Source organism: Shewanella sp. NKUCC01_JLK (assembly GCF_019345615.1).
GTDB lineage: Bacteria > Pseudomonadota > Gammaproteobacteria > Enterobacterales > Shewanellaceae > Shewanella > Shewanella oncorhynchi.
Genome location: NZ_JAHKRD010000011.1, coordinates 162,239 through 186,499 on the forward strand (window position 1 = coordinate 162,239; position 24,261 = coordinate 186,499).

Annotated in this window: 22 protein-coding genes; 12 read left to right on the plus strand and 10 right to left on the minus strand. The window is 47.5% G+C overall.

Annotated features, from left to right (window positions below):
* Positions 1–159: 159 nt before the first annotated feature.
* The 4 genes from KO537_RS13570 to KO537_RS13585 all read right to left on the minus strand — a co-directional run bounded on the left by KO537_RS13570 (position 160) and on the right by KO537_RS13585 (position 3,949).
* The gene (locus KO537_RS13570; protein ID WP_219234656.1) at positions 160–1,362 is read right to left on the minus strand and encodes a metallophosphoesterase; all 1,203 of its coding nucleotides are present in this window, start codon (positions 1,360–1,362) and stop codon (positions 160–162) included.
* Positions 1,363–1,671: 309 nt separating this feature from the next.
* The gene (locus tag KO537_RS13575; protein ID WP_219234657.1) at positions 1,672–2,142 is read right to left on the minus strand and encodes a nuclear transport factor 2 family protein; all 471 of its coding nucleotides are present in this window, start codon (positions 2,140–2,142) and stop codon (positions 1,672–1,674) included.
* A gap of 2 nt (positions 2,143–2,144) precedes the next feature.
* Positions 2,145–2,837 (minus strand): DsbA family protein, encoded by a 693-nt coding sequence (locus tag KO537_RS13580; protein WP_219234658.1) that lies wholly within the window; start codon positions 2,835–2,837, stop codon positions 2,145–2,147.
* Between the two features lie 188 nt (positions 2,838–3,025).
* Positions 3,026–3,949 carry an MBL fold metallo-hydrolase gene (locus KO537_RS13585; protein ID WP_173243465.1) on the minus strand — a complete coding sequence of 308 codons (924 nt, stop codon included), beginning with the start codon at positions 3,947–3,949 and terminating at the stop codon, positions 3,026–3,028.
* A 294-nt stretch (positions 3,950–4,243) separates the two neighbouring features.
* On the opposite strand from KO537_RS13585, the gene KO537_RS13590 reads away from it, so the two are divergent.
* On the plus strand, positions 4,244–5,185 hold the full coding sequence (locus KO537_RS13590; RefSeq protein ID WP_219234659.1) for a LysR family transcriptional regulator: 942 nt from the start codon (positions 4,244–4,246) through the stop codon (positions 5,183–5,185).
* Positions 5,186–5,316: 131 nt separating this feature from the next.
* Here KO537_RS13590 and ettA read toward each other — a convergent pair whose 3' ends face one another.
* Entirely contained in the window at positions 5,317–6,984 is a 1,668-nt protein-coding gene (gene ettA / locus KO537_RS13595; RefSeq protein WP_219234660.1) for an energy-dependent translational throttle protein EttA, read from the minus strand.
* Between the two features lie 189 nt (positions 6,985–7,173).
* Between ettA and glyA the strand changes: the two genes are divergently transcribed.
* The 9 genes from glyA to KO537_RS13640 all read left to right on the plus strand — a co-directional run bounded on the left by glyA (position 7,174) and on the right by KO537_RS13640 (position 14,856).
* Positions 7,174–8,427: a serine hydroxymethyltransferase gene (glyA, locus tag KO537_RS13600; protein WP_105251747.1), complete on the plus strand. Its 1,254-nt coding sequence runs from the start codon at positions 7,174–7,176 to the stop codon at positions 8,425–8,427.
* 204 nt (positions 8,428–8,631) lie between these two features.
* Positions 8,632–9,081, plus strand: a complete 450-nt coding sequence (nrdR, locus tag KO537_RS13605) for a transcriptional regulator NrdR (RefSeq protein ID WP_006082643.1) — start codon at positions 8,632–8,634, stop codon at positions 9,079–9,081.
* Positions 9,082–9,200: 119 nt separating this feature from the next.
* Positions 9,201–10,379 carry a bifunctional diaminohydroxyphosphoribosylaminopyrimidine deaminase/5-amino-6-(5-phosphoribosylamino)uracil reductase RibD gene (gene ribD / locus KO537_RS13610; RefSeq protein WP_219234661.1) on the plus strand — a complete coding sequence of 393 codons (1,179 nt, stop codon included), beginning with the start codon at positions 9,201–9,203 and terminating at the stop codon, positions 10,377–10,379.
* Between the two features lie 50 nt (positions 10,380–10,429).
* Complete coding sequence (locus KO537_RS13615) at positions 10,430–11,086, plus strand: riboflavin synthase (RefSeq protein WP_113939349.1); 657 nt, start codon at positions 10,430–10,432, stop codon at positions 11,084–11,086.
* Positions 11,087–11,181: 95 nt separating this feature from the next.
* Complete coding sequence (ribBA, locus tag KO537_RS13620; RefSeq protein WP_028761388.1) at positions 11,182–12,285, plus strand: bifunctional 3,4-dihydroxy-2-butanone-4-phosphate synthase/GTP cyclohydrolase II; 1,104 nt, start codon at positions 11,182–11,184, stop codon at positions 12,283–12,285.
* Positions 12,286–12,415: 130 nt separating this feature from the next.
* Positions 12,416–12,895 (plus strand): 6,7-dimethyl-8-ribityllumazine synthase, encoded by a 480-nt coding sequence (gene ribE, locus KO537_RS13625; RefSeq protein ID WP_006082639.1) that lies wholly within the window; start codon positions 12,416–12,418, stop codon positions 12,893–12,895.
* 11 nt (positions 12,896–12,906) lie between these two features.
* Positions 12,907–13,311 (plus strand): transcription antitermination factor NusB, encoded by a 405-nt coding sequence (nusB, locus tag KO537_RS13630; RefSeq protein ID WP_006082638.1) that lies wholly within the window; start codon positions 12,907–12,909, stop codon positions 13,309–13,311.
* A 78-nt stretch (positions 13,312–13,389) separates the two neighbouring features.
* Positions 13,390–14,346, plus strand: coding sequence for a thiamine-phosphate kinase (gene thiL, locus KO537_RS13635; RefSeq protein ID WP_049821775.1), 957 nt, complete (start codon positions 13,390–13,392; stop codon positions 14,344–14,346).
* A 15-nt stretch (positions 14,347–14,361) separates the two neighbouring features.
* Complete coding sequence (locus KO537_RS13640; protein WP_028761385.1) at positions 14,362–14,856, plus strand: phosphatidylglycerophosphatase A; 495 nt, start codon at positions 14,362–14,364, stop codon at positions 14,854–14,856.
* Between the two features lie 136 nt (positions 14,857–14,992).
* Here the strand turns inward: KO537_RS13640 and recN are convergent, their stop codons facing one another.
* Together recN and KO537_RS13650 are read right to left on the minus strand one after the other, a co-directional pair.
* Complete coding sequence (gene recN, locus KO537_RS13645; RefSeq protein ID WP_028761384.1) at positions 14,993–16,651, minus strand: DNA repair protein RecN; 1,659 nt, start codon at positions 16,649–16,651, stop codon at positions 14,993–14,995.
* A gap of 128 nt (positions 16,652–16,779) precedes the next feature.
* A complete protein-coding gene (locus tag KO537_RS13650) occupies positions 16,780–17,742 on the minus strand; it encodes an AEC family transporter (RefSeq protein ID WP_028761383.1) in 963 nt (320 codons plus the stop codon).
* A 290-nt stretch (positions 17,743–18,032) separates the two neighbouring features.
* On the opposite strand from KO537_RS13650, the gene lldR reads away from it, so the two are divergent.
* Positions 18,033–18,932, plus strand: coding sequence for a LysR family transcriptional regulator LldR (gene lldR / locus KO537_RS13655; protein ID WP_105251752.1), 900 nt, complete (start codon positions 18,033–18,035; stop codon positions 18,930–18,932).
* Positions 18,933–18,953: 21 nt separating this feature from the next.
* On the opposite strand, the gene KO537_RS13660 is transcribed toward lldR, so the two are convergent.
* The 3 genes from KO537_RS13660 to barA form a co-directional block, all read right to left on the minus strand.
* Positions 18,954–19,187, minus strand: a complete 234-nt coding sequence (locus tag KO537_RS13660) for a DUF3319 domain-containing protein (protein WP_219234662.1) — start codon at positions 19,185–19,187, stop codon at positions 18,954–18,956.
* A 157-nt stretch (positions 19,188–19,344) separates the two neighbouring features.
* On the minus strand, positions 19,345–19,944 hold the full coding sequence (locus KO537_RS13665) for a YjaG family protein (RefSeq protein ID WP_028761381.1): 600 nt from the start codon (positions 19,942–19,944) through the stop codon (positions 19,345–19,347).
* A complete protein-coding gene (gene barA / locus KO537_RS13670; protein WP_219234663.1) occupies positions 19,919–22,720 on the minus strand; it encodes a two-component sensor histidine kinase BarA in 2,802 nt (933 codons plus the stop codon). Before barA ends, KO537_RS13665 begins: the two co-directional genes overlap by 26 nt.
* A 100-nt stretch (positions 22,721–22,820) precedes the next feature.
* Here barA and rlmD point away from each other — a divergent pair, with 100 nt between their 5' ends.
* Positions 22,821–24,173, plus strand: coding sequence for a 23S rRNA (uracil(1939)-C(5))-methyltransferase RlmD (gene rlmD / locus KO537_RS13675; RefSeq protein WP_219234664.1), 1,353 nt, complete (start codon positions 22,821–22,823; stop codon positions 24,171–24,173).
* The last annotated feature ends 88 nt before the right edge of the window (positions 24,174–24,261 follow it).

Below are 24,261 nucleotides of genomic sequence, written 5' to 3' on the forward strand. Positions count from 1 at the left end.
GAATGTTGAGAGCCATACAGATTGAGCGTTATGTCGATTGAGAACCATGGCGGGCGCCCATTTTATCCTTGCTCATTCATGCCTTATTGCCCCAGCGCATTCATGGATTAGGGCGCTAGCTCATTCACGTATTGGGGCAAAAGATAGTAGTAAGGCAGGTTATAGCGAAACCTGCTCACCCTGATACAAACCTCGGCGGAGTTTGCCAGCGTCGATAAGTAACAGCTCACCGGATTTACCATTCTTAATGCTGCTATCTATCGCAATGATTTTATTATGATAAAGCCCAAGCACTTGTTCCTGAGATGTGTGCCCTACGACGATATGATCGACCTTGAAATAGTTCAGTATGCTATCGATATCCGACTCTTTCAGTTCATCTTTAAAGTAGCCACGATACCAAGTTGGACCATTGGTAAAAAACAAAAAGTTGAGTAAATCATCCTTTTTCAACTCGGCTTTTTTATCATCTAAATGCTGCCGAAATAGTTGGTTAGCATCGTTGATATTTAATTTACGCTCTACCCATTCAGGGCTGATGCCGCCGTGCATAAACAAGATATTATTGATTTTGACTAAAGTATGTTTGCTGCGAAGCCATTGGCCTATTTCGGTGTCTTTGTTGTAGAGCGCATCGTAGCTGCGTTTGAGTAAATCTGCCGAGACTTGGTAGCGTTCGTTGACGTAGCGTAAGTCGCCGCGAAACACCATTTGCTCGTGATTGCCCATGAGTAGATGTAAGCGTCCGCCCGCAGCTTGGGCTTCTTGGTCTAAGGTATATAAAAACCACAATACTTCATTGACTTGATGACCACGGTCAAACATGTCGCCCGTCATCACCATATGACCGTCACCAAAGGCCCAGTGGTTATCTTTGTCGATAATCTGATGGGCTTTTAGCAAGTTAATCATTACATCAAACTGGCCGTGTACATCGCTAAGGGCGACAATTTTGCTGACATGGGTGAAGGTATCTGGCTCAACCGTGACAGCTTGTGTGTGAAGGTGCGGTTGGGGTAATTCACCGCAACTGGCAGGGCGAGTTAACTGCGCCTTCGCAATCGGTGTTTGTTTTAGCTCGCTTTGGCAAATCCAATAGGCTGTGTCTTTTTGAGCATCATCTAAAAACACATAAGGGCCATCGGTGACACTGTTTTCTTGAACTTTTAGCTCTAGCTCGGCTTCACTTGCATTGGTCGTCAGTGAGGTTAACGCAAGTGAGGTAAAGGGGAGTGCGGTGACAAGCCATAACAGGGGCGTGAATTTTCTCTGTTGCTTGAGTATCCATTGGCTGGCTCGGCTAAGTCGCGTCATAGATAGCGTGATTGGGTGAGCCCCGACTGGCATCGAATTGATTTGCATTAGACCGCATCCTTGTTCTTGTTTTAGTTATTTATTTTGTCATTTTAGACACTTGAGTTGATGAGTCTTCGAACGTGCAGCTTGACGAATTCAATTTCAAGCGCTTAATCCAAACGTTTAATCGCAAGAGCTTAATCTTAAGTACTTAATGTCAAGTGCTCAACCTATTGAAAACACTAAATCATACGGATAAGGCTTAACATCGGCAAGTCGTGGGGCGGGCTAAATTAAACTTGCCCGCCTCGTGATTCAGTTATTCCATCATTGCATGTCTATAAGTGCATGACTGTCTTTACATGGTATTGGCAGTTACATGGCATTGACGACGGTATAACTATCAACAAACTGCTCGAAACTGACGATTTTGCCGCTGTGTATCTTCCATAAATGGGCGACTCGGGCGCTAAAATGTTTGCCTGTTTTGACATAAGTACCTGAATAAGTGCCGAAGGCAAAAACCTTATCGCCTTGGGCTACATAGTCTTCTATATCGACGCGATAGTTATCCCATTCAGTTTCGAGGCGGGCGAACACCTTGGCGGTTATCGCGCTAAAACCTATGTAAGTGCCCGCATAGGGAAAACCTGCCGCCTCTGTCCAGTGTGCGTCATTTGTCAGTGCATGCTCAAGATTTTTAGCATTTTCGGCTGAGCTATGTCCATCGTAAGTACTTTTGACAAGTGCAAGATTCGCATCAGTTTGCCTTGCTGTTTCGATAAGATTTAACTGAGCAGGCTCACTCACTAAAGAGCTTGTTGGAACACCATTAAGCGTTGGCATGATTACGACTCAAACTGTGCTTCAAGATGGCTTAACCACTGGGCGGGTTGGCCATAAAAGCGGTTGATATTAATGGCGGTGATGTTGCTGTCATTATCCTCTATAGCCATTGAAGGGAAGCCTTGGGCACCCATCAGATTCAGTAATGCTCTGGATTCAACAATATGCTCATATAGCTTGTCTTCACCTTGGGCATAATGCTGCGCAAAGCTCATAGGGTCGAGCCCAAGGTCAGCGGCCAACCTTGCGAGATTGCCCTCATCACTGGCGCTGTGACCATCGCGGTAATGGGCGAGTTGCACTGAGTGTAGATAGGCCAGACTGTCGCCACCCATAGCATCGACTGCGAGCATGGCTTTAATAGGAGGCGCCGAGTCGAGTACGATTGTGGTATCACGCAGCAGACCATCAAAATAGTTTTCCCCAAAAGGTTGTCCGGTTAGCTCGGCAATACGCAGATCGTGGGGCATAACATAGTCGCGCCAGTTAGCATCGATTTGTTTACGTCTTGGGCCCGTGAGCATACCGCCGCCGTGGAGCTTAATGGTAAAGCCTGCTTTTGCGGCGGCATCGAGTAAAGGCGCTGCGGCATAACACCAACCACATAAAGGGTCGATAATGGCGTGCAGAGTGCGCTCTTTGGCCGTTGCTGTGCTGCTGGTTGTGCTAGTTGGATGAGCTGTTGGCTGAGTCATAGTGTTAAACCTTTTGGCTTAAGTTCGTCGCGACATTAGCGACTTAAGCCCTTTGAGAACATCGATTAAAATAGTTAGGTTGGTACCGTTATTTAGCTAAAAAATGGCACGCAATCGCTCACGTGCCTGTCTTTAACTATTTGCACTTAAATGCTTGTATCTAATCGCCTAGATAGGTATGACTAGGCTTACATAGGCCAGGTCATTTCGCCCATGTAAACTTTGGCGCTGATCTCAAGCCCTGCATCGGCTGGCATTTGTGGGTATAGCGCCAGCATCTTTTGGATTAATTCGGCTGAATCTTTCGAGGCTTTTGCAGCGATTTCAAAGGCTTTTACATATTCACGGGTAAAACCGATGGCGTGGGTATTAAATCGCGCTTCGCCTAAATAGTGCCCTGGGATCACTGTGGTCGGCAGCAGTTTTTCCATTGCATCTAAATGGGTTAACCATTCCTGACGCTCAGAGGCAGTTTGAGTGTCAGCCATCCAAACATGCGTGTTATCAAATACTTCCACGCCACCTGTAATGGTTTTTGCCGATGGCACCCACAGGAAAGTGTGTTTAGGGTGTTTATCATTAAAACCTTTGATAATCACTTGCTCACCGTCGATGGTAAAAGTGTCACTGTGAATCGCCTTAGGTAACACTAATTCGCTTGGCGCATTATCTTTTAAAATCGGCCCCCAGTAGGCGAGTTTGCCTTCCATTGAGGCTTTAATCGCATCGACAGTGGTTTGAGTCGCGACGATTTGTGCATCGGGGAAATTCTTTTTAATCACGGCTAAGCCGAAATAGAAATCAGGATCGCTATGGCTGATATACACCTGAGTCAGCTTTTTACCGCTGGCTTTGATGGTGTCGACCAATGTTTGGGCATCGTTATTTTGAAATTGCGCATCGACGAGCATCATTTCGTGTTTGCCGCTGATAAAGCTCGATGACACGGCAAAGATGCTGTTTTCGCCCGGATTAAAATGGCTCACTTGCAATGGCGCTGCATTGACCGCGCTAAGTCCTGCCAGCAACAAGGTGGCGGCTAGGCTTATTTTAGACGAGGCCTTCAATGTGGCGTTAACTGTGTTACGTATTGCATAGGTCGATGTGTTCATTTGGGGCTCACTTATAGTCACAGGGTGAAAGAGTAAAAGGTTCGATTTAGCATTCATTGATTTGCAGCTGCTGCAAAAGTGAGTTAAGTATAGGTTGCAAAAATCAATAGATAAATGCGAGTATCTGTCCATGTTTGTTGCATTAATCGGACGAATAGCTGCGTGTACTATTGCACTCTTAGTTATTAACTATATAGCTATTAGCTATGTGGATACGCGAGTATGTGAGTGGCCTTCGAGTGATTGAAAGTTATTGATTGAAAGTTATTGATTGAACGAGAGTGGAGATAAATCATGGACAGACTCGAAGCGGCTAAGGTGTTTGTGACTATTGTTGAGCGCGGCAGCATGATCAGCGCCGCCAATGCCTTAGATATGTCGCGTTCTATGGTGACCCGTTACTTGAGCGAAATGGAAGAATGGTCTGGTGCTAGGTTATTGCATCGCTCGACGCGTAGCCTCAGCTTAACGCCAGCGGGTGAGCAAGTGCTGGACTATTGCCATCGGCTGCTCGAACTGGCTAACGAAGTGCCTGCGGTCAGTCACGCCGCTGTGGCGATTCCGCGAGGCTTATTGCGTATTAGCTGCTCACAATTTTTGGCACATCAGATTTTAGCGGCCGTGGTACAGCAATATTTAGCCAGTTATCCGCAGGCGAGTGTGAATTTTCACGTGAGTAGCCAAACCGTCGACTTGGTCGCCGAGCGAATTGATTTGGCGATTCGTATCACTAATGAGCTTGACCCTAATCTTATCGCTAGGCGCTTGGGGGAATGTGAGTCTGTTGTGTGCGCTGCCCCGAGTTATCTTGCCGCGCGCGCCGCCGTGCTGCATCCCGAGGATTTAACTCAGCATAACTGTTTAACCTATTCCTATTTTGGCGATGTGATGTGGCGGTTTTATCAAACCGATGTGGTTGTTAAACAGGCTCAGGCGCTGAACTCCGATCCTAAGTTAAACCAAGGTCAGGCGTTTAATGTGCCTGTGAATGGGAATTTTAGCGCCAATGATTCTATGGTGGTGCTCAATGCCACGCTGGCAGGCGAGGGGATTGCTATGCAACCGCTGTGGGCGGCGAAACCCTATTTAGATTCGGGTCAGTTAGTGCCATTGTTAACTGAGTTCATGCCGCAGTCCCTTGGAGTGTATGGCGTGTATCAATCCCGCAAACACATGCAGCCTGCACTTAGAGTGATGATGGACATGCTGGTGGCCTACTTTGCCAGCTTGAATTGAAATAGTGTCAGTTTGAAATAGCGCCAAAGTCTACGGCACTCATAGCGTAACTGGATGCCATAAAAAAGGAGCTTAACCCTTTCGAGCTAAACTCCTCAGATTTACACTTGTCTAGATTCTAGAATCTAGATTTACTTTATCATGCGCTTGTATTTCAAGCGGTGTGGCTCAACCACATCGGCGCCATAGGTGTTCTTCAACCATGCCGAGTATTCTGTGTAGTTACCTTCGTAGAAGTTCACTTGACCTTCGTCGCGATAATCCAGAATGTGGGTCGCGATACGGTCGAGGAACCAACGGTCATGCGAAATCACCATAGCGCAACCTGGGAATTCCAGAATCGCTTCTTCCAGTGCGCGCAGGGTTTCAACGTCTAAATCGTTGGTGGGTTCGTCGAGTAATAAGACGTTACCGCCCGCCTGCAGCAGTTTGGCTAAATGCACTCGGTTACGTTCACCACCAGATAAAGTACCGATGACTTTTTGCTGATCGCCACCACGGAAGTTGAAGCGGCCTACATAGGCGCGGCTCGGGATTTCCATGTTGTTGATACGCATGATGTCTTGACCACCGGAGATTTCTTCCCAAATGGTGTTCTTATCATTCATCGAATCGCGGAACTGCTCAACCGAGGCCAGTTGCACAGTATCACCCAGCTCAATGCTGCCGCTGTCTGGCGTTTCTGCGCCGGATAACATGCGGAACAGCGTCGATTTACCCGCGCCGTTGGCGCCGATAATGCCGACGATCGCGCCCTTAGGCACAGAGAACGACAGGTTGTCGATCAAAACGCGGTCACCGTAAGATTTGGTCAGGTTATTCACTTCAATAACCTTGTCGCCTAAACGTGGTCCGGGCGGAATAAACAGCTCGTTGGTTTCGTTACGTTTTTGGTAATCGTTAGTGTTCAGCTCTTCAAAGCGCGCCATACGGGCTTTGCCCTTAGACTGACGGCCTTTCGCACCTTGGCGTACCCATTCCAATTCCTTTGCAATGGTTTTTTGACGGGCGCTTTCGGTGGCCGATTCTTGCTTCAGACGGGCATCTTTCTGCTCAAGCCATGAAGAATAGTTACCTTCCCACGGAATACCTTCACCGCGGTCGAGTTCTAAAATCCAGCCAGCAGCATTGTCGAGGAAGTATCTGTCGTGGGTAATCGCGACCACAGTACCGGCATATTCCTGCAGGAAGTGCTCAAGCCACGCCACAGATTCAGCATCCAAGTGGTTGGTGGGTTCGTCCAGTAACAGCATTTCTGGTTTTTCAAGCAGCAAGCGACAAATCGCCACGCGGCGACGTTCACCACCGGATAATACTTCGATTTTCTCATCCCAATCTGGCAGACGCAGGGCGTTGGCGGCGCGCTCAAGGACGTACTCTAAGTTATGGGCATCTTGGGCTTGGATAATGGCTTCGAGTTCGCCTTGCTCTTTTGCAAGGGCGTCGAAATCGGCATCCGGCTCGGCGTAGGCGGCATAAACGGCATTGAGGCGAGTCAGGGCATTTTTTGCCTCTGCTACCGCTTCTTCAATCGCTTCACGCACGGTTTGATTCGGATCGAGTTTAGGTTCCTGCGGCAGGTAACCGATTTTCAATCCCGGCATTGGGCGCGCTTCACCTTCAATTTCGGTGTCAATACCCGCCATAATGCGCAGTAGTGTCGACTTACCTGAACCGTTGAGGCCGAGTACGCCAATTTTGGCGCCGGGGAAAAAGCTTAAAGAAATATCTTTAAGGATCTGCTTCTTAGGCGGAACAATTTTACCCACCCGCAGCATGCTGTAAACAAACTGAGCCATTTTTCTCTATCTTAAGTGACTAATGATGCGGCTAATTCTACTCGATTGCGCGCCGAACTCAACTCGACAATGAGCCAAGTTCAAGCACTATCTGCAGGAATTTCATGTTTCAAATACTGGGATTGTGACCGCGTTCCGAGTAGAATACCGCGCAACCCTACCTATAAGAATTGGCAGCTGGAGTAAGCAATGCTGAAAAAAGATATGAATATCGCAGATTATGATCCGGAACTGTTTAACGCAATTCAGAATGAAACTCTGCGTCAAGAAGAGCATATTGAGCTGATTGCTTCTGAAAACTACACCAGTCCACGCGTGATGGAAGCGCAAGGTTCACAGTTAACCAATAAGTACGCTGAAGGCTATCCAGGCAAGCGTTACTATGGTGGTTGTGAGTATGTGGACGTAGTTGAAACCTTAGCGATTGAACGTGCTAAACAACTGTTTGGCGCAACTTACGCTAACGTACAACCTCATTCAGGTTCACAGGCAAACAGCGCGGTTTACATGGCATTGTTAAAACCTGGCGATACCGTACTGGGCATGAACTTAGCTCATGGTGGTCACTTGACCCACGGTTCACCGGTTAACTTCTCTGGCAAACTGTACAACATCATTCCTTACGGTATCGACGAGTCTGGCAAAATTGACTACGACGAGATGGAACGTATTGCCTTAGAACACAAGCCTAAGATGATGATCGGCGGTTTTTCTGCCTATTCAGGTATCGTTGACTGGGCAAAAATGCGTGAAATCGCAGACAAAATAGGTGCTTATTTATTTGTCGATATGGCACACGTTGCCGGTCTTATTGCTGCGGGCGTTTATCCAAACCCAGTACCACACGCGCACGTTGTGACATCTACGACCCACAAAACCTTAGCGGGTCCCCGTGGTGGCGTGATCCTATCTGCTGCTGACGATGAAGACTTGTATAAGAAGTTGAACTCAGCGGTATTCCCTGGTGGTCAAGGTGGTCCATTGATGCACGTTATCGCCGGTAAAGCGGTGGCGTTCAAAGAAGCCCTAGAGCCAGAATTTAAAGTTTACCAACAGCAAGTGGTTAACAACGCTAAAGCTATGGTTGAAGTGTTCCTTGAGCGCGGTTACAAAATCGTCTCTGGCGGAACCAGCAATCACTTGATGCTAGTTGATCTGATTGGTCGTGACTTAACGGGTAAAGAAGCCGATGCCGCCTTAGGTAGCGCTAACATTACTGTGAACAAAAACTCAGTGCCAAACGACCCACGTTCACCCTTTGTGACCTCAGGTGTGCGTATCGGTACGCCAGCCATTACGCGCCGCGGCTTTAAAGAAGCGGAATCGAAAGAGCTGACTGGCTGGATTTGTGACATCCTTGATGATGCAAGTAATCCTGCAGTGATTGAGCGTGTTAAGGGCCAAGTACTGGCACTGTGTGCACGTTTCCCTGTTTACGGTTAATCTGTAAATAGTCTCCTTTTTGTGGTGCTGAGCCTAACAAGCATCAGGTGGTTAACCTCAGCCCATAAATAGGATAAAATCCCATGGCCGCATTAAGCGGCCATTTTTATTGGTAAAATCTTAGGCTTAAATCCATAGCGTTTGACTGAGATTTAACAGGTAAACCTATTAACGCTTTACGACCATTCACTGGCAGGAGGCTCAATGCATTGTCCATTTTGCAGCGCGACAGATACTAAAGTCATCGATTCCCGATTAGTGGCGGAAGGCCACCAAGTGCGCCGTCGCCGAGAATGCACCGAATGTCATGAAAGATTTACCACCTTCGAAGGCGCCGAATTAGTCATGCCTAGGGTGATTAAGCGCGATGGTTCACGCCAACCCTTCGATGAAGAAAAACTCCAAGGTGGCATGTTGCGCGCCGTTGAAAAACGCCCCGTGTCTATGGATGAAATCGAGCAAGCACTCAGCAAAATCAAGTCTACCCTGCGCGCCACTGGCGAGCGGGAAGTGCCGTCAGAAATGGTGGGTAACTTAATGATGGAGCAATTGATGAGCCTAGATAAAGTCGCCTACATTCGTTTCGCTTCTGTGTACCGTGCCTTTGAAGACGTGTCTGAATTTGGTGAAGCCATCGCCAAGCTGCAAAAGTAGTCATCGAGTTTTGTCGCCGATAAGGCAGACGTGTACGAGCTATTGGCGTGAAAGCACAAATTTAAAAGACAGGTTTGTAAGACTGGTGAAAGCCGGAACCTTTAACAACAGGGTTGAACATGAGCTTGAACATAAGTTGGTCCGTACTCGATACCCAAATGATGAGCCGCGCGATTCAATTGGCGCGCAAAGGCTTTTACACCACAAGACCCAATCCTAGTGTGGGCTGCGTTATCGTTAACGATAACCAAATCATCGGTGAAGGTTATCATCAAAAAGCAGGTGAGCCCCACGCCGAAGTGCACGCACTACGTATGGCTGGTGAACACGCCCGTGGCGCAACCGCCTATGTCACCCTAGAGCCCTGCAGCCATTATGGCCGCACGCCGCCCTGCGCCTTGGCGCTGATCAATATTGGCGTTAAACGTGTGGTGGTGGCGGTGGAAGATCCTAATCCGCAAGTAGGTGGTCGTGGCATTCAAATGCTGCGCGATGCCGGTATTGAAGTGGATGTGGGATTACATCGCGATGAAGCCTATGCCTTGAATTTAGGCTTTATGAAGCGCATGGAATCGGGTTTACCCAGAGTTACAGTCAAATTGGCTGCGAGTCTCGATGGTAAAACTGCGCTGTCTAACGGTGTGTCTAAATGGATAACTGGTCCAGAATCTCGCCGCGACGTGCAGCGATTACGCTTACGTTCCTGCGCGCTAGTTACGGGGATCGAAACCATACTGGCAGACGCTCCTTTACTTAATGTGCGTTATCAGGAACTTGGCAGCTTAAAAGACAGTGTAACCGAGGCGCAATTACTGCAGCCATTAAGAGTGATACTCGACAGTCGCGCCCGTTTGCCGTTATCGGCCGCCTGCTTGGCTATCGTGTCGCCCATACTCTTGGTCTCGACCGTGGCTTATCCCACAGAGTTTCAAGCACAATTGCCCTCCCATGTGAGTTGCCTCGTGTTACCTGCAATTGCAGGTCGCGTCTCATTGCCTGAACTATTAAGCTATTTAGGCCAAAGCTGTAATCACGTGCTGGTGGAAGCGGGTGCAACCTTAGCGGGCGCATTTTTAGCAGAGGGGCTGGCCGATGAGTTAGTGCTATACCAAGCGATGAAAATCCTCGGTGGGCATGGGCGTAATTTGCTGCAATTGCCCGATTATCAAACCATGGCACACATTCCTGCACTCACTTTGGTCGATGAGCGCAAATTAGGGCCAGATACCCGTTTAACCTTGAGCGTTAAGCTTGATACCTCTTTATTTAAATCGAATTGGAGCAAGATAACCGTTTAACCTTGAGTCTTATGCCTTATTACTTCTTTATTTAATTAAGTGAGTTAACCATGTTTACTGGGATTATTGAAGCCGTTGGCACCCTGCGCAAACTGGAGCGTAAAGGCGATGATATTCGTCTTACCGTGGCGAGCGGCAAACTGGATTTAAACGATGTGCGTTTAGGCGACAGCATTGCCACTAACGGTGTGTGCTTAACGGTTGTGCAGCAATTAGCCGACGGTTATGTGGCTGATGTCTCTGCCGAAACCGTGAGTCTAACCGGCTTTGCTAATTACAAAGTGGGCACTAAGGTGAATCTTGAAAAGGCCGTCACCCCAACCACACGCTTAGGCGGCCACATGGTCAGTGGCCATGTTGACGGTATTGCAACGGTTGAGCAACGCTTAGTGCGTGGTCAAGCCATTGAATTTTGGTTAGCCGCACCCGCAGAGCTTGGGCGTTATATTGCCCATAAAGGTTCCATCACCATTGATGGCGTGAGTCTGACGGTTAACGAAGTGGACGGCAGTCGATTCCGCTTGACCATAGTGCCGCATACCGCAGGTGAAACCACGTTAATCGACCTGCAAGCGGGTGATAAGGTGAATATCGAAGTGGATTTAATCGCCCGTTATCTTGAACGCTTGATGAATTATGATGGCAAAGACAGCAAGAGCGGTGGCGTCACCATGGAAATGTTAGCCCGTGCCGGCTTTGTGCGTTAGTGCACAGGAGCAGATTATTTAACTTAAGCTTATCGGCAGCTTAGGTTATTTAGGTATAGAATTTCATAATAACAGCAAAATCATAAGGTCCTACAATGGCGCTGCACAGTATAGAAGAGATCATCGAAGATATTCGTCAAGGCAAAATGGTTATTTTGATGGATGACGAAGACAGAGAAAACGAAGGTGATTTGATCATGGCGGCCGAAATGGTCACGCCAGAAGCGATTAACTTTATGGCGAAATATGGCCGTGGGCTTATTTGCCAGACCATGACTAAAGCCCGTTGCCAGCAGTTAAATCTCCCCTTAATGGTGACGAATAATAACGCCCAGTTCTCGACTAACTTTACGGTTTCTATTGAAGCGGCAGAAGGTGTGACTACCGGTATTTCGGCCCACGATCGCGCTGTAACGGTGAAAGCGGCTGTGGCTAAGGAGGCTAAAGCGTCTGATTTAGTGCAACCAGGGCACATCTTCCCGCTAATGGCACAGGACGGCGGCGTATTAACCCGCGCAGGCCACACTGAAGCTGGCTGTGATTTAGCCCGTCTTGCGGGACTTGAGCCATCGGGCGTTATCGTTGAGATTTTGAACGAAGACGGCACTATGGCACGTCGCCCAGATTTGGAGATTTTCTCCGAGTTGCATGGCATCAAAATCGGCACTATCGCGGCTTTAATCGAGTATCGCAACACCAAAGAAACCACGGTTGTGCGTGAAGCTAAATGCAAATTACCGACCCGTTTCGGTGAGTTCGACATGGTGACCTTCAGAGACACTATCGACAATCAACTGCACTTTGCCTTAGTCAAAGGTGAGGTGAAAGAAGATTGTTTGGTGCGCGTGCATTTGCAAAATACCTTCAACGATTTACTCCACTCAGAGCGCGATCAGCAACGCAGCTGGCCACTCGAAAAGGCGATGGAGCGTATTTCTGCAGAAGGTGGTGTATTGGTTTTACTCGGGAATCAAGAACATCCCTGTGAAATCCTTTCTAAGGTGAAAGCCTTTGAAGCTGAAGATCAAGGCCAAGCGCCTGCTTCTGCAAAATGGCAGGGGACGTCGCGCCGTGTGGGTGTTGGCTCGCAAATTCTCGCCAGCCTTGGTGTGACTAAGATGCGCCTGCTCAGTTCGCCTAAACGCTACCACTCACTTTCAGGCTTTGGCCTTGAAGTGACTGAGTATGTGGCGGACTGAAACCCAAAGTTACACTGAAGTAAAATTAACAATTTCTGATAATTTGCATAGGGCTCTGGGCAATTGGCTGTGATATCATGTCGCCACTTTTCGCCCCGAGCTGGGTGCTTTAGCTAAATTAGGTAAGATAATGAACGTAGTTCAAGGTAATATCGAAGCGAAAAATGCCAAAGTTGCGATTGTAATTTCGCGTTTCAACAGCTTTTTAGTTGAGAGCTTGCTTGAAGGTGCACTTGACACGCTGAAACGTTTTGGCCAAGTCAGCGACGACAATATCACTGTTGTCCGTGTACCAGGTGCGGTTGAGTTGCCGCTAGCTGCGCGTCGCGTAGCTGCCAGTGGTAAATTCGACGGTATTATCGCATTAGGTGCGGTGATCCGTGGTGGTACTCCTCATTTTGATTTTGTTGCAGGCGAATGTAATAAAGGTCTAGCTCAAGTTGCTTTAGAATTTGATCTGCCTGTTGCTTTCGGTGTTTTGACCACTGATACCATTGAACAAGCGATTGAACGTTCAGGTACCAAAGCGGGTAACAAAGGCGGCGAAGCTGCTTTAAGCCTGCTTGAAATGGTCAATGTTCTGCAAGAACTTGAACAACAGTTGTTATAGTAGGAAAAATAATGAAGCCTTCTGAGCGCCGCAAGGCCCGCCGTTTAGCCGTTCAAGCCATCTATTCATGGCAACTAAGCGGGAATAATATTGCCGATGTCGAGCATGAGTTTTTAACTGAACAAAGTCTCGACGGTGTTGATGTAGCTTATTTTCGTGAGCTATTTTCAGGCGTTGCAACGAAGAAAACCCAATTGGATGAGCTGATCATCCCGCATCTGGAACGCCCGATTGATGAAGTGTCTCCAGTAGAGAAAGCCATAGTTCGTTTAGCGACCTATGAGCTGACTTTCCGTAAAGATGTGCCATACAAGGTCGCGATTAACGAAGCGATTGAGTTGGCAAAAGCTTTCGGTGCGGACGAGAGTCATAAGTTTGTGAACGGACTGCTCGACAAACTGGTTGCACGCAAGTAATAAAGACAAACGGTATCTTAGGATACCGTTTTTCATTGCTAACAAAGGTGGCCGATGTAAGTCGTGCCAAACTGTACAGTGAAAGAATTCCAATTAATTGAATGTTATTTTAGCAACCGCGGCCCCACTCGCCGTGATGTGAAGCTTGGCATCGGTGACGATTGCGCTTTAGTGCAACCCGCAGAAAACAAGTCGATCGCTATCTCCTGTGACACCTTAGTCGAAAATGTCCATTTCTTCCCCGATATGCCTCCCGCTGCCTTAGGTTACAAAGCTTTAGCGGTAAATTTATCTGATCTGGCTGCCATGGGCGCTGAACCCGCGTGGATGACGCTTGCCTTAACGCTACCCGAAGTCGATGAGACTTGGCTCAGTGGTTTTAGTGAAGGCTTGTTTGAAGCGGCCGATTACTATGGCATCGCCTTAATTGGCGGCGATACGACTCGTGGTCCACGGGCGATTAGCATCACAGTGCACGGCCAAGTCCCACAGGGTAAGGCACTCACGCGTCATGGTGCTAAAGCGGGTGATTGGATTTATGTCACGGGCACGCTCGGAGATTCGGCCTTAGGTCTGGATATCATTCGCGGCGCGCAACAGGCTAGAGCCGAGCATAAAGAATTCCTGATCAATCGCCATTATCGTCCAACACCAAGAGTCTTAGCGGGCCAAGCTTTACGTTCGCTTGCCTCCAGTGCTATCGACCTTTCCGACGGGTTTATCTCGGATATCGGTCATGTGCTTAAGGCTTCGGCAGTTGGTGCGGTTGTCGATGTTAATTGCATCCCGCTTTCACGGGCGATGCAAGATACCGTCAGCGAGGAGCATGCCTTAGGTTATGCGCTTACGGGGGGCGAAGATTATGAACTGCTGTTCACCGTTCCTGAAGCGCAAAAAGGTGCGCTTGAGACAGCGTTGAGCCATGCAGGAGCAAAGTTTGTTCGCGTTGGACAAATTTGTGCAGGCAGTAAGCTCAAGTTGCAACTCAATGGTGAGCCGTTTACACCACCGTATCACGGTTTCGAGCACTTTTAAGCGAAGAGCATGTTAATGAAATGGTTGTCAAAGGATCAGGTGCTAACGCGCCTGTCATTAAAAAATCCTGTCCACTTTTTGGCACTCGGTTTTGGTAGCGGACTCGCCGCTAAAGCGCCTGGTACTTTCGGTACCTTAGCAGCCATTCCCCTCTATTTATTGATGGCGCCATTACCGCTCACTTGGTATATCGGCTTAACCTTATTGAGCGCATTTGCGGGATTTTATATCTGCGGTAAAGCCGCTCAAGATATGGGGGTACACGATCACGGTGCGATTGTGTGGGATGAAGTGGTTGGGCTACTGATCACTATGATAGCGGCACCAGCAGGTTGGGGTTGGTTGTTAGTCGGCTTTGGTCTATTTCGCTTTTTCGACATCATCAAACCTTGGCCTATTCGATGGCTCGATGCCAAAGTTCATGGTGGTTTTGGCATTATGATTGACGATGTGTTAGCGGGCGTGTTTTCGTTTATTTGTCTGCAAGGGCTAGTCTGGTGTTTTAGCTAACATTATCGCTAACCCGACATGTTAGTTAGCATGGCCAACAACTAACCCTTAGTTTTTGATATAGCCCCTTAGCTTGTGATATAGAGTGTGTAGATTCAAGCGTTTAGCGACCTCATTCGTTATCTGATCCATACTACTATTGCAGCAGTTCCCTTGCGTTCGCGAGGGTATTGCTGGTGATAGTATCGCCACCTAACAGTCTTGCAAGCTCTTGGATACGCTGCTCACGATCGAGCGATTTCATTGTGGTCTCAGTACTGCCTGCCTTATTAAATTTATCGACAAACATGTGTTGATGACCATTGCCCGCAACTTGCGGCAAGTGAGTCACGCACAGTACTTGGGTCGATTCCCCTAAGCTGCGTAACATGCGGCCCACTACTGCTGCGGTGGGGCCGGAAATCCCGACATCCACCTCATCGAAAATTAATGTCGGTGTGGCAACTTTCTTCGCGGTAATCACTTGGATCCCTAGCCCTATCCGTGAGAGCTCACCGCCAGACGCGACTTTCGAAATCGGTTGCAAAGGTTGGCCAGGGTTAGTGGTTACCATAAATTCGATATTGTCACTGCCATTGGCTGACATTTGCTCGGGGTGGAAATTGACTTCGATCGTAAATTTACCCTTAGGCATATTCAGTTCGTGGATTGACTGAGTCACCAGTTTGTCGAGTTCTTTAGCATAGCGGGCTCGGCTTTGGCTGAGCTTTTGCGCATTGCTAAGATAAGCGGCTCTACTTGCCTCGACTTGAAGCTGAATTTCTTCAAGTTTACTTTCATCACTGTCTAAGGTGCTTAGCTCAGCCTTTAATGCTAAATGATGCTCGGCCAGTTTATTCGGGCTAACATGATGCTTACGCGCCAGTTGCATGGCTTTTGATAGCCGTTCTTCTAAATAGGCAAAATGGGTCGGATCGAGTTCAAGCTTACTCAAATAGTGCTGCAATTCGCCGGCACTTTCTTGCACTTGGATTAAGGCATCATTGAGCATAGTGTTGATATTGCTTAATGCAGGATCGTAGCTTTGCAGATCTTCGGCGAGGGAAACGACTCGATTGAGCAGCGACTCTATATTGTTCTCTTCGCCCTCTGTGAGTAACTCTAAGCTCGCCTGACAGGTATCAATCAACTCAGTGCCATTGGCCAGACGTTTGTGCTCTTGCTCAATCTCATCGAACTCATCAACTTTAAGATCAAACTCATCGAGTTCTTCTACTTGATATTGTACTAATTGCTTACGGGCAATACGTTCATGCTGGGAGGCTTCGAGTTGCTTTAGATCGGCCTCAATTTGCTTGCAGCGTTGAAAGCTAGCGGCAACCGTATCGATAAGCAATCTGTGGTTGGCATAACTGTCGAGCAGGGTGAGTTGATGTTCACTTTTTAACATTGCATGGTGGGCATGTTGGCCGTGAATACCAATAAGCAACTGACCCAGTAATTTTAGCTGCGTCAGCGGCACTGGATTACCATTGATGTAGGCGCGTGAACGGCCATCGCTACCAATAGTCCGACGTAGAATGCACTCATCATCGAGTTCAAGATCGTTATCTTCTAACCAACGTTTTGCCAGTGGAATATCATCCAAGGAAAAGCGGGCGCTGACCTCGGTTTTATTGGCTCCGGGACGAACACTGCTGGCATCGGCGCGATTGCCTAGGCATAGGCCTAGCGCATCGATGGCAATCGATTTACCCGCACCGGTTTCACCTGTGATGCTGGTCATACCGGGGCGAAAATCCAGTTCTAAAAAACGGACGATAGCGAAGTTATTAATGCTGAGTTGGCAAAGCATAGTGAATTCCTGTCGAAAAACATACCAAACCACTGTATTGATAAACAGTATATACTGATTTTATATACAGTAAAGTGGCTTGGGTAAATAATCGGCATTATCGGTAGTAAATATTTTTAATTAACTGATTATGCATAGATTCTTACTAAGCTTTCTAAGATAGGCAAACTGAAGAAAGTGACTAAGGTACCAAATAGAATACCCTGAGCACTGGTAGAAGCCTGAGTGTTATAACGCTGGGCAAGTAAGTACACGCTAGCCGCGGTGGGCAGTGCGCTCAAGATCACGCCCATGATCAGGTAGTCACCACTTACGCCAAAACGGTTAAGCATAAAGTAGACGAGTGCCGGTTGGATAGCCAGCTTGAAGAGGTTGATAAGGCTCAATTCGATAAAATTCTTGGGGCTAAATACGCTGCTATCTTTCTGGTAGCGCATTGCTTTGGCGAGTACCATGCCGATAGCAAATAGGGCGCAGGGGCTTGAGGTATTGCCTATTTGCTGGATCATTAGCGCCAGCCCTGACGGCAGTTTTATCTCTAGCGCCGAAATGCCGACGCCAATTAAGCTACCAATAACGATAGGGTTTTTACCTACCGCCATCGCCATTATGACTAAGGCGTGGTGTTGTCTTTGGGTGTTAGTGGCCAGTTCCATCGAGACTAAGGCGACGGCAAACATCAGCACGGATAATAAGCTGGCAATCGCGGCGGCGACTAACGCACTTTGCTGCTGCGGAAAGAGGATGATGAGCAGTGGAATACCAATAAATGCCGTATTACCAAAGGTGGCATTGAGGGCTCGAATAGCGGCAACCGCATGCTGTTTAGGGTTAGCGATCAGCGATAGCCCAAGGCAGACAAGATAAGTGATTACCATAGCTGTGCTGTAGCCCGCAATAAATCCCCATTGCAAAATCTCGCCAATCGGCTGCTGCGCGAGGGCGATAAGCATGATTGCAGGGAATGCAATATAGTAGACATATTGGTTTAGCACTTGGTCCGTATCGACGGGCAAGAGTTTTAGTTTTTGCACTAGTGTGCCGAGCAACATGATCCCGAAGACGGCAAACAGAGGGGTTAAAATGGTCATTTCCCTCACTCATCCTTACGATTAAATTTGAATAAACTCGTCCACCGTCGTCATTTTACTGTCGCTATGATTCTTGGTGGACAGAGTTACAGCACTTGCTTCTTTTTATGTCACTTTAAAGCCAGAGTTAGCGCCAGCGCAGTAAAACTCGCCACAAAATAACATACCATTTCAATCTAAGGCTATTGCGCTATGGTCGTATAAGTGAATAATTCAATGTTTAAAACACAAGCACTTAGTGAATTTAGCGTTTTAACGTCAATACCCAATATGTGAAATTAGGATATGCAATGAGTGATGATTTAGGCGCTGAACTACAACTTGTCTATCTTTTTGTGCATTTAGTCAATGCGGGCAGTTTTTCGCAGGCGGCGAAGGAGCTCGATATGCCCATCGCCACTGTGAGCCGCAAGTTAGCGAAGTTGGAAGAGAAGCTCGATAAACAGCTCTTTATGCGCAGCACCCGCAAGTTGCGACTGACAGAGGAAGGGCTGGCGCTCTTTCAACGCTACCAGAGTGTGGTTGCTCAATTTGATGAACTAAGTGGTTTAGGCAGTGATAAACCCGAGGGAACCTTACGCATCGCCGCGCCGATTTCGATTATTTCCATCGTGTTTATTCAAGCATTGAATGAGTTTGGCCGTTTGTATCCTGATATCCGTTTGCACATTTCCCAGAGTAATGAGTTAGTCGATTTGATCGATAAAGGCATAGATGTGGCGATTGTTGGCGGGGCTCAGCCTGATTCTTCTTGGGTATCGAGTACCTTAGGCGAGCTCGACTATTGCCTGTTTGCCACGCCAGAATACTTGGCTCAGGCACCTAAACTTGAGCATCCCGATGATCTTGAAGCCCATCAACTGATAAAAGTCTGGCCGCTGTTTAATTGGCATTTAAAGCATCCAAGCGGCGAGTCTTTTTATTTTAATGGCCCGACTAAGCTCACCCTCACTGATTTACACGGAGCGATTCAGGCGACCTTAGGCCATGGCGGGATCTTGTATGGTCCTGAACTATTTGTAAAACAGCAGATTAAAGAGGGAAAACTTAAAGTATTACTGCCTGAATGGATTGGCGAACAGAGGCGAATTTCGATTTTATATCATCAGCGCAGCCAGCAGCCGCTAAAGGTAAGAGTCTTTATTGAGTTTATGCAGTCAAAGGCGCCAGAGTTATTCTCTATGCGTTGATTTAACGAGGGGAACTGATTTTTAGCGTCTTTTAGGTTTTACGGTGTTTTTGCTCATGGTGTTTTGCGTTTGTTTTGCGTCTTGCAGGGTGGAGCGTGTCGCGGGCAGTATGCCGAGTTCTAAGAAGTATCCCACTAAACGCCGTAGTTCAAATAAAGAACCGATACGCTGTTGATCTTTGATGGTCAGTTTCCAACTGTCGGTTCGTCCTTCGCTATTGGTTAAGATAAATCCTTGATAAACAATCTTTCTCATTGGAATAACTCAATATTGGCTGATGGAACTTGCTAGCCTTGGTCTTACTCGTTTTGTGGCTTGCATGAAAGTGATTGCAGTCGAGACTAGAGGCTTATTGTTTAGAAACATTGTTTAGAAATAAGGGTGCTTGAGTAACCCCAAGCACCCCCATCAATTAAGCGACGCTGATACCGATATTTGATACGCCAGCTTCGATAATATCTTTGCGTAAACCCTTGACCAGTTCTGCAGTGATCTTCGGATTTTCTTCAATAATTTCCAGCAGAGAATTTTGTAATTCTTTCTCTTCTTCCATGACTTCATGGGCGAAAACGAAATCATCTAATGCTTCATCCACCAAATCGACATCGCTGATCGCTTCGATGTAGTTAGCCACTGTGCTGGATGACAATTTGCTGATATTGACTATGTCTTCTTCAATTTTGCCTTGAATCGCACCCAGTAAGGTCGATATGGCGACCACTGCATCCATAGCAGGGTAGACGCCATAGGCTTCAAAATCAGCAGGATCTGGGGTGTTATCTTCCAAGCGTTGCAGATGCACATCGACATTGAATTTGAGCTTGGAGTCGTACTGGGATTGCCACAATAGTTCTAATGCGGTACTCAACACAGTAGGATCGCCAAACTCACAGACTTCGGAAAACAGTTGATAGTTGGGCAACATACGTTGGCAAAGTGCAGTGGCAAAGAGTTGTTTTTGTGGCAGTGTTAACGCCTTGAGACGTTTAAAAAAGCCCGTTTTTTTGGTCATCTGTTATTTCCGCTGATAGCTGTGATATCACTTGATTTGCCGCAGATTCTACCTTAGTTAACTCATCAAGTAACTCTAGTATTTCGGGTTCGAGATCTTCAACCGATGTTTCACGTTTTAGTGCTGATTCAATTTCTTGGCATAATCTTTGGGTTGTTGGCACGCCGCAGTAGCAGCTCGCACCATGCAGCTTATGGATAGTACTGAGCATGACTGGGTGATCGTTTTGACTTAGCGCCGTTTGAATCGTCGCCACGGTTTGCGGCAATGAGTCGAGCAACATTCTGAGCATATCTAAGGCGAGATCGGCCTTGTGATTGGCTTGGGTTAAGCATAAATCCCAGTTCAGCGTATGCAGGTCAAAATGGGTGAACTTAGGTCGAGTGATCCAGCGATGAATAATGTCTTTGAGCGCCGCTTCATCAATAGGTTTAGGTAAATATCCGTCCATACCACTGCCTAAAATCAGTTCGCGTTCTTCGGCAATGGCATGGGCTGTCACGGCAATTATCGGCGTGTTGCGGTTCATCGAGCCTTGGCGAATTTGCTTCGTGGCGCTAATGCCATCTGTGCCAGGCATTTGGATATCCATAAAGATCAAGTCGAAGGTGCGAGTCTTCGCCTGTTTAACTGCCTCATCACCGCTGTTGACGGCAACCACAGTCGTCACTAATTCGCTGAGTAAAGTATCAATCAGTTTTAAGTTGGCAAAGTTATCATCTACCGCTAGCACAGTTAAAGATTGGCGCGCAACCGGCGTTGATATTGTCGCAGGGGCTATGATGTCGTACTCCATCGGTGGATAGAGTAAGTTGCGCGCAAGCTGATGCTCACTGACTGGCAGAGACAACACCACATCGGCATTCGGGCGAATAAATTGGGTTAAGGCATCCTGTTCTTGGCAATCGTATAGCACGATAAGGCAATCTGTTTTGGTCTTCGCTAAGTTTAGTGTACTTACCAGTTGTGCTGAATCGCTAAACCCATGGCAACTCAAGAGAACATAGTCGTATGGCGCTTCAGCCGTGGTGAGCGTAGTCAACAAGCTTGGGATATGCTGATGATGGGTGACTTTTGTATCCCATTGATTCAATTGGCGGCTCAAGACAGCATGAGTCAGCACTCGCGGTTCGTAAAACAGTATAGTTTTGTCTTTGAGTTTTTCGAGCGGCAGTGAGTCACCTATTTGGAATTGACCTAAGCCGAGCGGCAAACTGAACCAGAAGTTTGAGCCTTTTTCTGGGGATGAAGTAAAGCCGATTTGGCCGCCCATTTGATTCACTAAACGTTTAGTGATCACTAAACCTAAGCCGGTGCCACCAAAGCGGCGCGAAATCGACGAGTCTGCTTGGCCAAAGGCTTGAAATAAAAAGTCCTGCTGGCTTTCATCTATACCAATACCAGTGTCGACCACATCACAGCGCAGTACTACTTGTTCATCCGACTGGCTCTGCAGTTCGATTTTGACCATCACGCTGCCAGAGTCAGTGAATTTAATCGCGTTACCAACCAAGTTATTGATGATTTGGCATACGCGCATGGCATCGCCATTGACATTGTCGGGCACGTTGGGGGCGATATCGACGACGAGTTCTAGGCCTTTGGCCTGTGCGCTGCCCGAGATCAAGGTAATCGTATCGCTTATGGTTTCCCTAAGGCCGAAGGGCATGTTTTCTAACACCATTTTACCGGCTTCGAGTTTAGAAAAATCGAGAATGTCGTTGATGATACCCAGCAGGTTAGTGGCACTGCGTTCTATGGTCTTGATGTAATCGACTTGGCTCGAATGCAATGGTGTTTTGACTAATTGCCGCGCAAAACCGATAACACCATTGAGTGGCGTACGTAACTCGTGGGACATATTCGCTAAGAATTCAGATTTAATTCGGCTGGCTTCTAGGGCGCGTTTTTTAGCTAAATCCAGCTCGACGTTTTGGATTTCAATCTGCTCTAAGGTTTCCCGCAGATCAGACGTAGCTTGGTCGATATTTTGCTGCATCTCATCATGGTATTCCGATAGCGACCCCGCCATGGCATTGATACCGCGTTTGAGTAAGTCCAGCTCACCAATCAAGTTGCCATCTAAGCGGGCGTCTAATTTACCTTCACGGATTTTAGCGACGACGCGCACCATTTCAGTAATGGGCTGAGTGACGTTTTTCACTAGCCGGAAAGTAAATAGCAGGTTTAACTGCACGCCGATCAACACGATAATAAAGGCGGCGACTGCAGCTCTATGTTGCTCTAACAAGGCACGTTCTTTATTGATTATTATCGAGATATAACCTAAAAGATGACCATCATCTGTCTGGATATCGTAATTAGCGGGAGCAGCAATGGGGCCTGTGGCAAAAATGGGCGTCCGTAAAATAAGGCTGTCGTCCACATGTTCAATTTCGGTTTTATGCAGCGTGTTGAGGGCTTCTTTGTAGCGCATAATCTCAAAGTCTTTGTGATAGTGGGAGGTCACAAAGAGTTGATTATTGGCATCGAAAATCGCGATGGATTTTACTAAGGTGGATTTGTTGAGCTGCGCCGCCGCGAGTAAGCGTTTGGTCGCCTCGCGATCATTCGCCACTAAGCCGATTTCACTGGCAATCGACAGCGGCTCGATAATATTGCTGCCCTGTTCGACGAGCGTATCTTCGAGCTCATAAAAACGGTTTATGGTAAAGTAGCTGCCCAGAAGGATACCGACCAAGATTGTTGGCGCAAGCGCCAGCACAAGAACCCAAGAACGTAGGCTGTATTTGGTCATGTTGTTGACAGGGTTCATAGCAGCGGCGGTGTTTCCTGTGACAGAGACTAAGATAATTCTATAAGACTGCCAGAAAGAGGGCGGTCTTTGCCAGTATTTTATTGATTTAGAGGCCGAAATGGCGCAATTTTTTAAAGCAAAACCAAATAGTTCCAAACAGTTGTCGGCTAAGTTATCGCTGAGCGTAGAACAGCTCGATCACTTAGGTGCTGGTATAGCACAACATCAAGGTAAAGTCGTGTTTATCCCTGGCGCTTTGCCCGATGAAACCGTGACAGTACAGCTCTCCGAGCAAAAGAAAAATTATGCCCGCGCCAAGTTAATTAAAGTCGATACACCTAGCTCTGAGCGCGTTGAGCCTGAGTGTCCACACTACCACACCTGCGGCGGCTGCGACTTACAGCATATGTCATTATCGGGTCAGCGTGAGCATAAAGAAGCCGCGTTGCTGGATATTATGGCTAAGTTTGCTGGCACTGAAGGCGGTGCTTTATCGCCTGCACTCACGGGGGAAGGTTGGCATTATCGTCGCCGCGCCCGTCTTGCAACTTTATTTGATAAAAATACCAAGCACTTAAGTTTAGGCTTTCGCGCCGCCAGTAGCAGCAATGTGGTGCCAATCAGTCAATGTCTGGTGTTAGCTAAGCCGTTATCGGACTTGATCGTCCCCTTTGCTAAGTTGCTGAACCAATTGTCGGCTAAAGCCAGCTTAGGTCATCTTGAGTTAATTGCCGCAGATAATGGTCATTTCGCCGTGCTGCGGATCACTAAGGCTCTAAACGATAAAGATCTCGCTAAGTTGTCAGTCTTTGCTGAGCTGCATCAGATCCATATTTGTCTGCAGGACAACGAAGGGCAATTCCAAGGCGTCGGCGCTGAGTTAGTGTTACCTGTTTATCAATTGCTAGATGAAAATGCGCAGTCGGATGCGGTGAGCTTAAGTTTCACCCCTGGTAACTTTGTGCAAGTGAACGGACAGATTAACAAGGCCATGGTCGCTCAAGCGATGGATTGGTTAGCGCCAGCACCTGATGAGCGCATTTTGGATTTGTTCTGCGGCATGGGTAATTTCAGTTTGCCCTTAGCGAAAATGGGCGCGGATGTAATTGGCGTCGAAGGGGTTGCCGAAATGGTGACTCAGGCACGGGTGAACGCGAAAGCCAACAATCTGGATAAACTGACCTTTTACCACGGCGATTTAAGTGCGGATTTATCCCTTGAGCCTTGGATGGGCAAGATTGATAAATTACTGCTCGATCCCGCCCGTGCTGGGGCATTTGAAAGCTTGCAATGGCTGAAGAAAATGAAGCCGCGCAAAGTCGTGTATGTATCTTGTAATCCTGCGAGCTTGGCTCGCGATAGCGCTGTACTGTTAGAGCGCGGTTACCGATTACAGCAATTGGGACTTATCGATATGTTCCCACAAACACACCATATCGAAGCCATGGCACTGTTTGAATTAACCAAGTAATTTGCGCTGGCAAAGTAAGCAAAGCGTTTGAATAACGTAAAAAATGTGATTATTACGTCGGTTGGGTTTGACAAGTTCGCGCCAATGC

Bases quoted from the DNA above. Each gene is read 5' to 3' on its own strand.
- nusB (WP_006082638.1), top strand. From the start codon at position 12,907: ATGAAGCCTTCTGAGCGCCGCAAGGCCCGCCGTTTAGCCGTTCAAGCC.
- KO537_RS13580 (WP_219234658.1), bottom strand. From the start codon at position 2,837: ATGACTCAGCCAACAGCTCATCCAACTAGCACAACCAGCAGCACAGCA.
- KO537_RS13665 (WP_028761381.1), bottom strand. From the start codon at position 19,944: ATGACCAAAAAAACGGGCTTTTTTAAACGTCTCAAGGCGTTAACACTG.
- rlmD (WP_219234664.1), top strand. From the start codon at position 22,821: ATGGCGCAATTTTTTAAAGCAAAACCAAATAGTTCCAAACAGTTGTCG.
- barA (WP_219234663.1), bottom strand. From the start codon at position 22,720: ATGAACCCTGTCAACAACATGACCAAATACAGCCTACGTTCTTGGGTT.
- ribD (WP_219234661.1), top strand. From the start codon at position 9,201: ATGAGCTTGAACATAAGTTGGTCCGTACTCGATACCCAAATGATGAGC.
- ettA (WP_219234660.1), bottom strand. From the start codon at position 6,984: ATGGCTCAGTTTGTTTACAGCATGCTGCGGGTGGGTAAAATTGTTCCG.
- ribE (WP_006082639.1), top strand. From the start codon at position 12,416: ATGAACGTAGTTCAAGGTAATATCGAAGCGAAAAATGCCAAAGTTGCG.
- KO537_RS13660 (WP_219234662.1), bottom strand. From the start codon at position 19,187: ATGAGAAAGATTGTTTATCAAGGATTTATCTTAACCAATAGCGAAGGA.
- ribBA (WP_028761388.1), top strand. From the start codon at position 11,182: ATGGCGCTGCACAGTATAGAAGAGATCATCGAAGATATTCGTCAAGGC.
- nrdR (WP_006082643.1), top strand. From the start codon at position 8,632: ATGCATTGTCCATTTTGCAGCGCGACAGATACTAAAGTCATCGATTCC.
- glyA (WP_105251747.1), top strand. From the start codon at position 7,174: ATGCTGAAAAAAGATATGAATATCGCAGATTATGATCCGGAACTGTTT.
- KO537_RS13575 (WP_219234657.1), bottom strand. From the start codon at position 2,142: ATGCCAACGCTTAATGGTGTTCCAACAAGCTCTTTAGTGAGTGAGCCT.
- lldR (WP_105251752.1), top strand. From the start codon at position 18,033: ATGAGTGATGATTTAGGCGCTGAACTACAACTTGTCTATCTTTTTGTG.
- KO537_RS13590 (WP_219234659.1), top strand. From the start codon at position 4,244: ATGGACAGACTCGAAGCGGCTAAGGTGTTTGTGACTATTGTTGAGCGC.
- recN (WP_028761384.1), bottom strand. From the start codon at position 16,651: ATGCTTTGCCAACTCAGCATTAATAACTTCGCTATCGTCCGTTTTTTA.
- KO537_RS13650 (WP_028761383.1), bottom strand. From the start codon at position 17,742: ATGACCATTTTAACCCCTCTGTTTGCCGTCTTCGGGATCATGTTGCTC.
- KO537_RS13585 (WP_173243465.1), bottom strand. From the start codon at position 3,949: ATGAACACATCGACCTATGCAATACGTAACACAGTTAACGCCACATTG.
- KO537_RS13570 (WP_219234656.1), bottom strand. From the start codon at position 1,362: ATGCAAATCAATTCGATGCCAGTCGGGGCTCACCCAATCACGCTATCT.
- KO537_RS13615 (WP_113939349.1), top strand. From the start codon at position 10,430: ATGTTTACTGGGATTATTGAAGCCGTTGGCACCCTGCGCAAACTGGAG.
- KO537_RS13640 (WP_028761385.1), top strand. From the start codon at position 14,362: ATGAAATGGTTGTCAAAGGATCAGGTGCTAACGCGCCTGTCATTAAAA.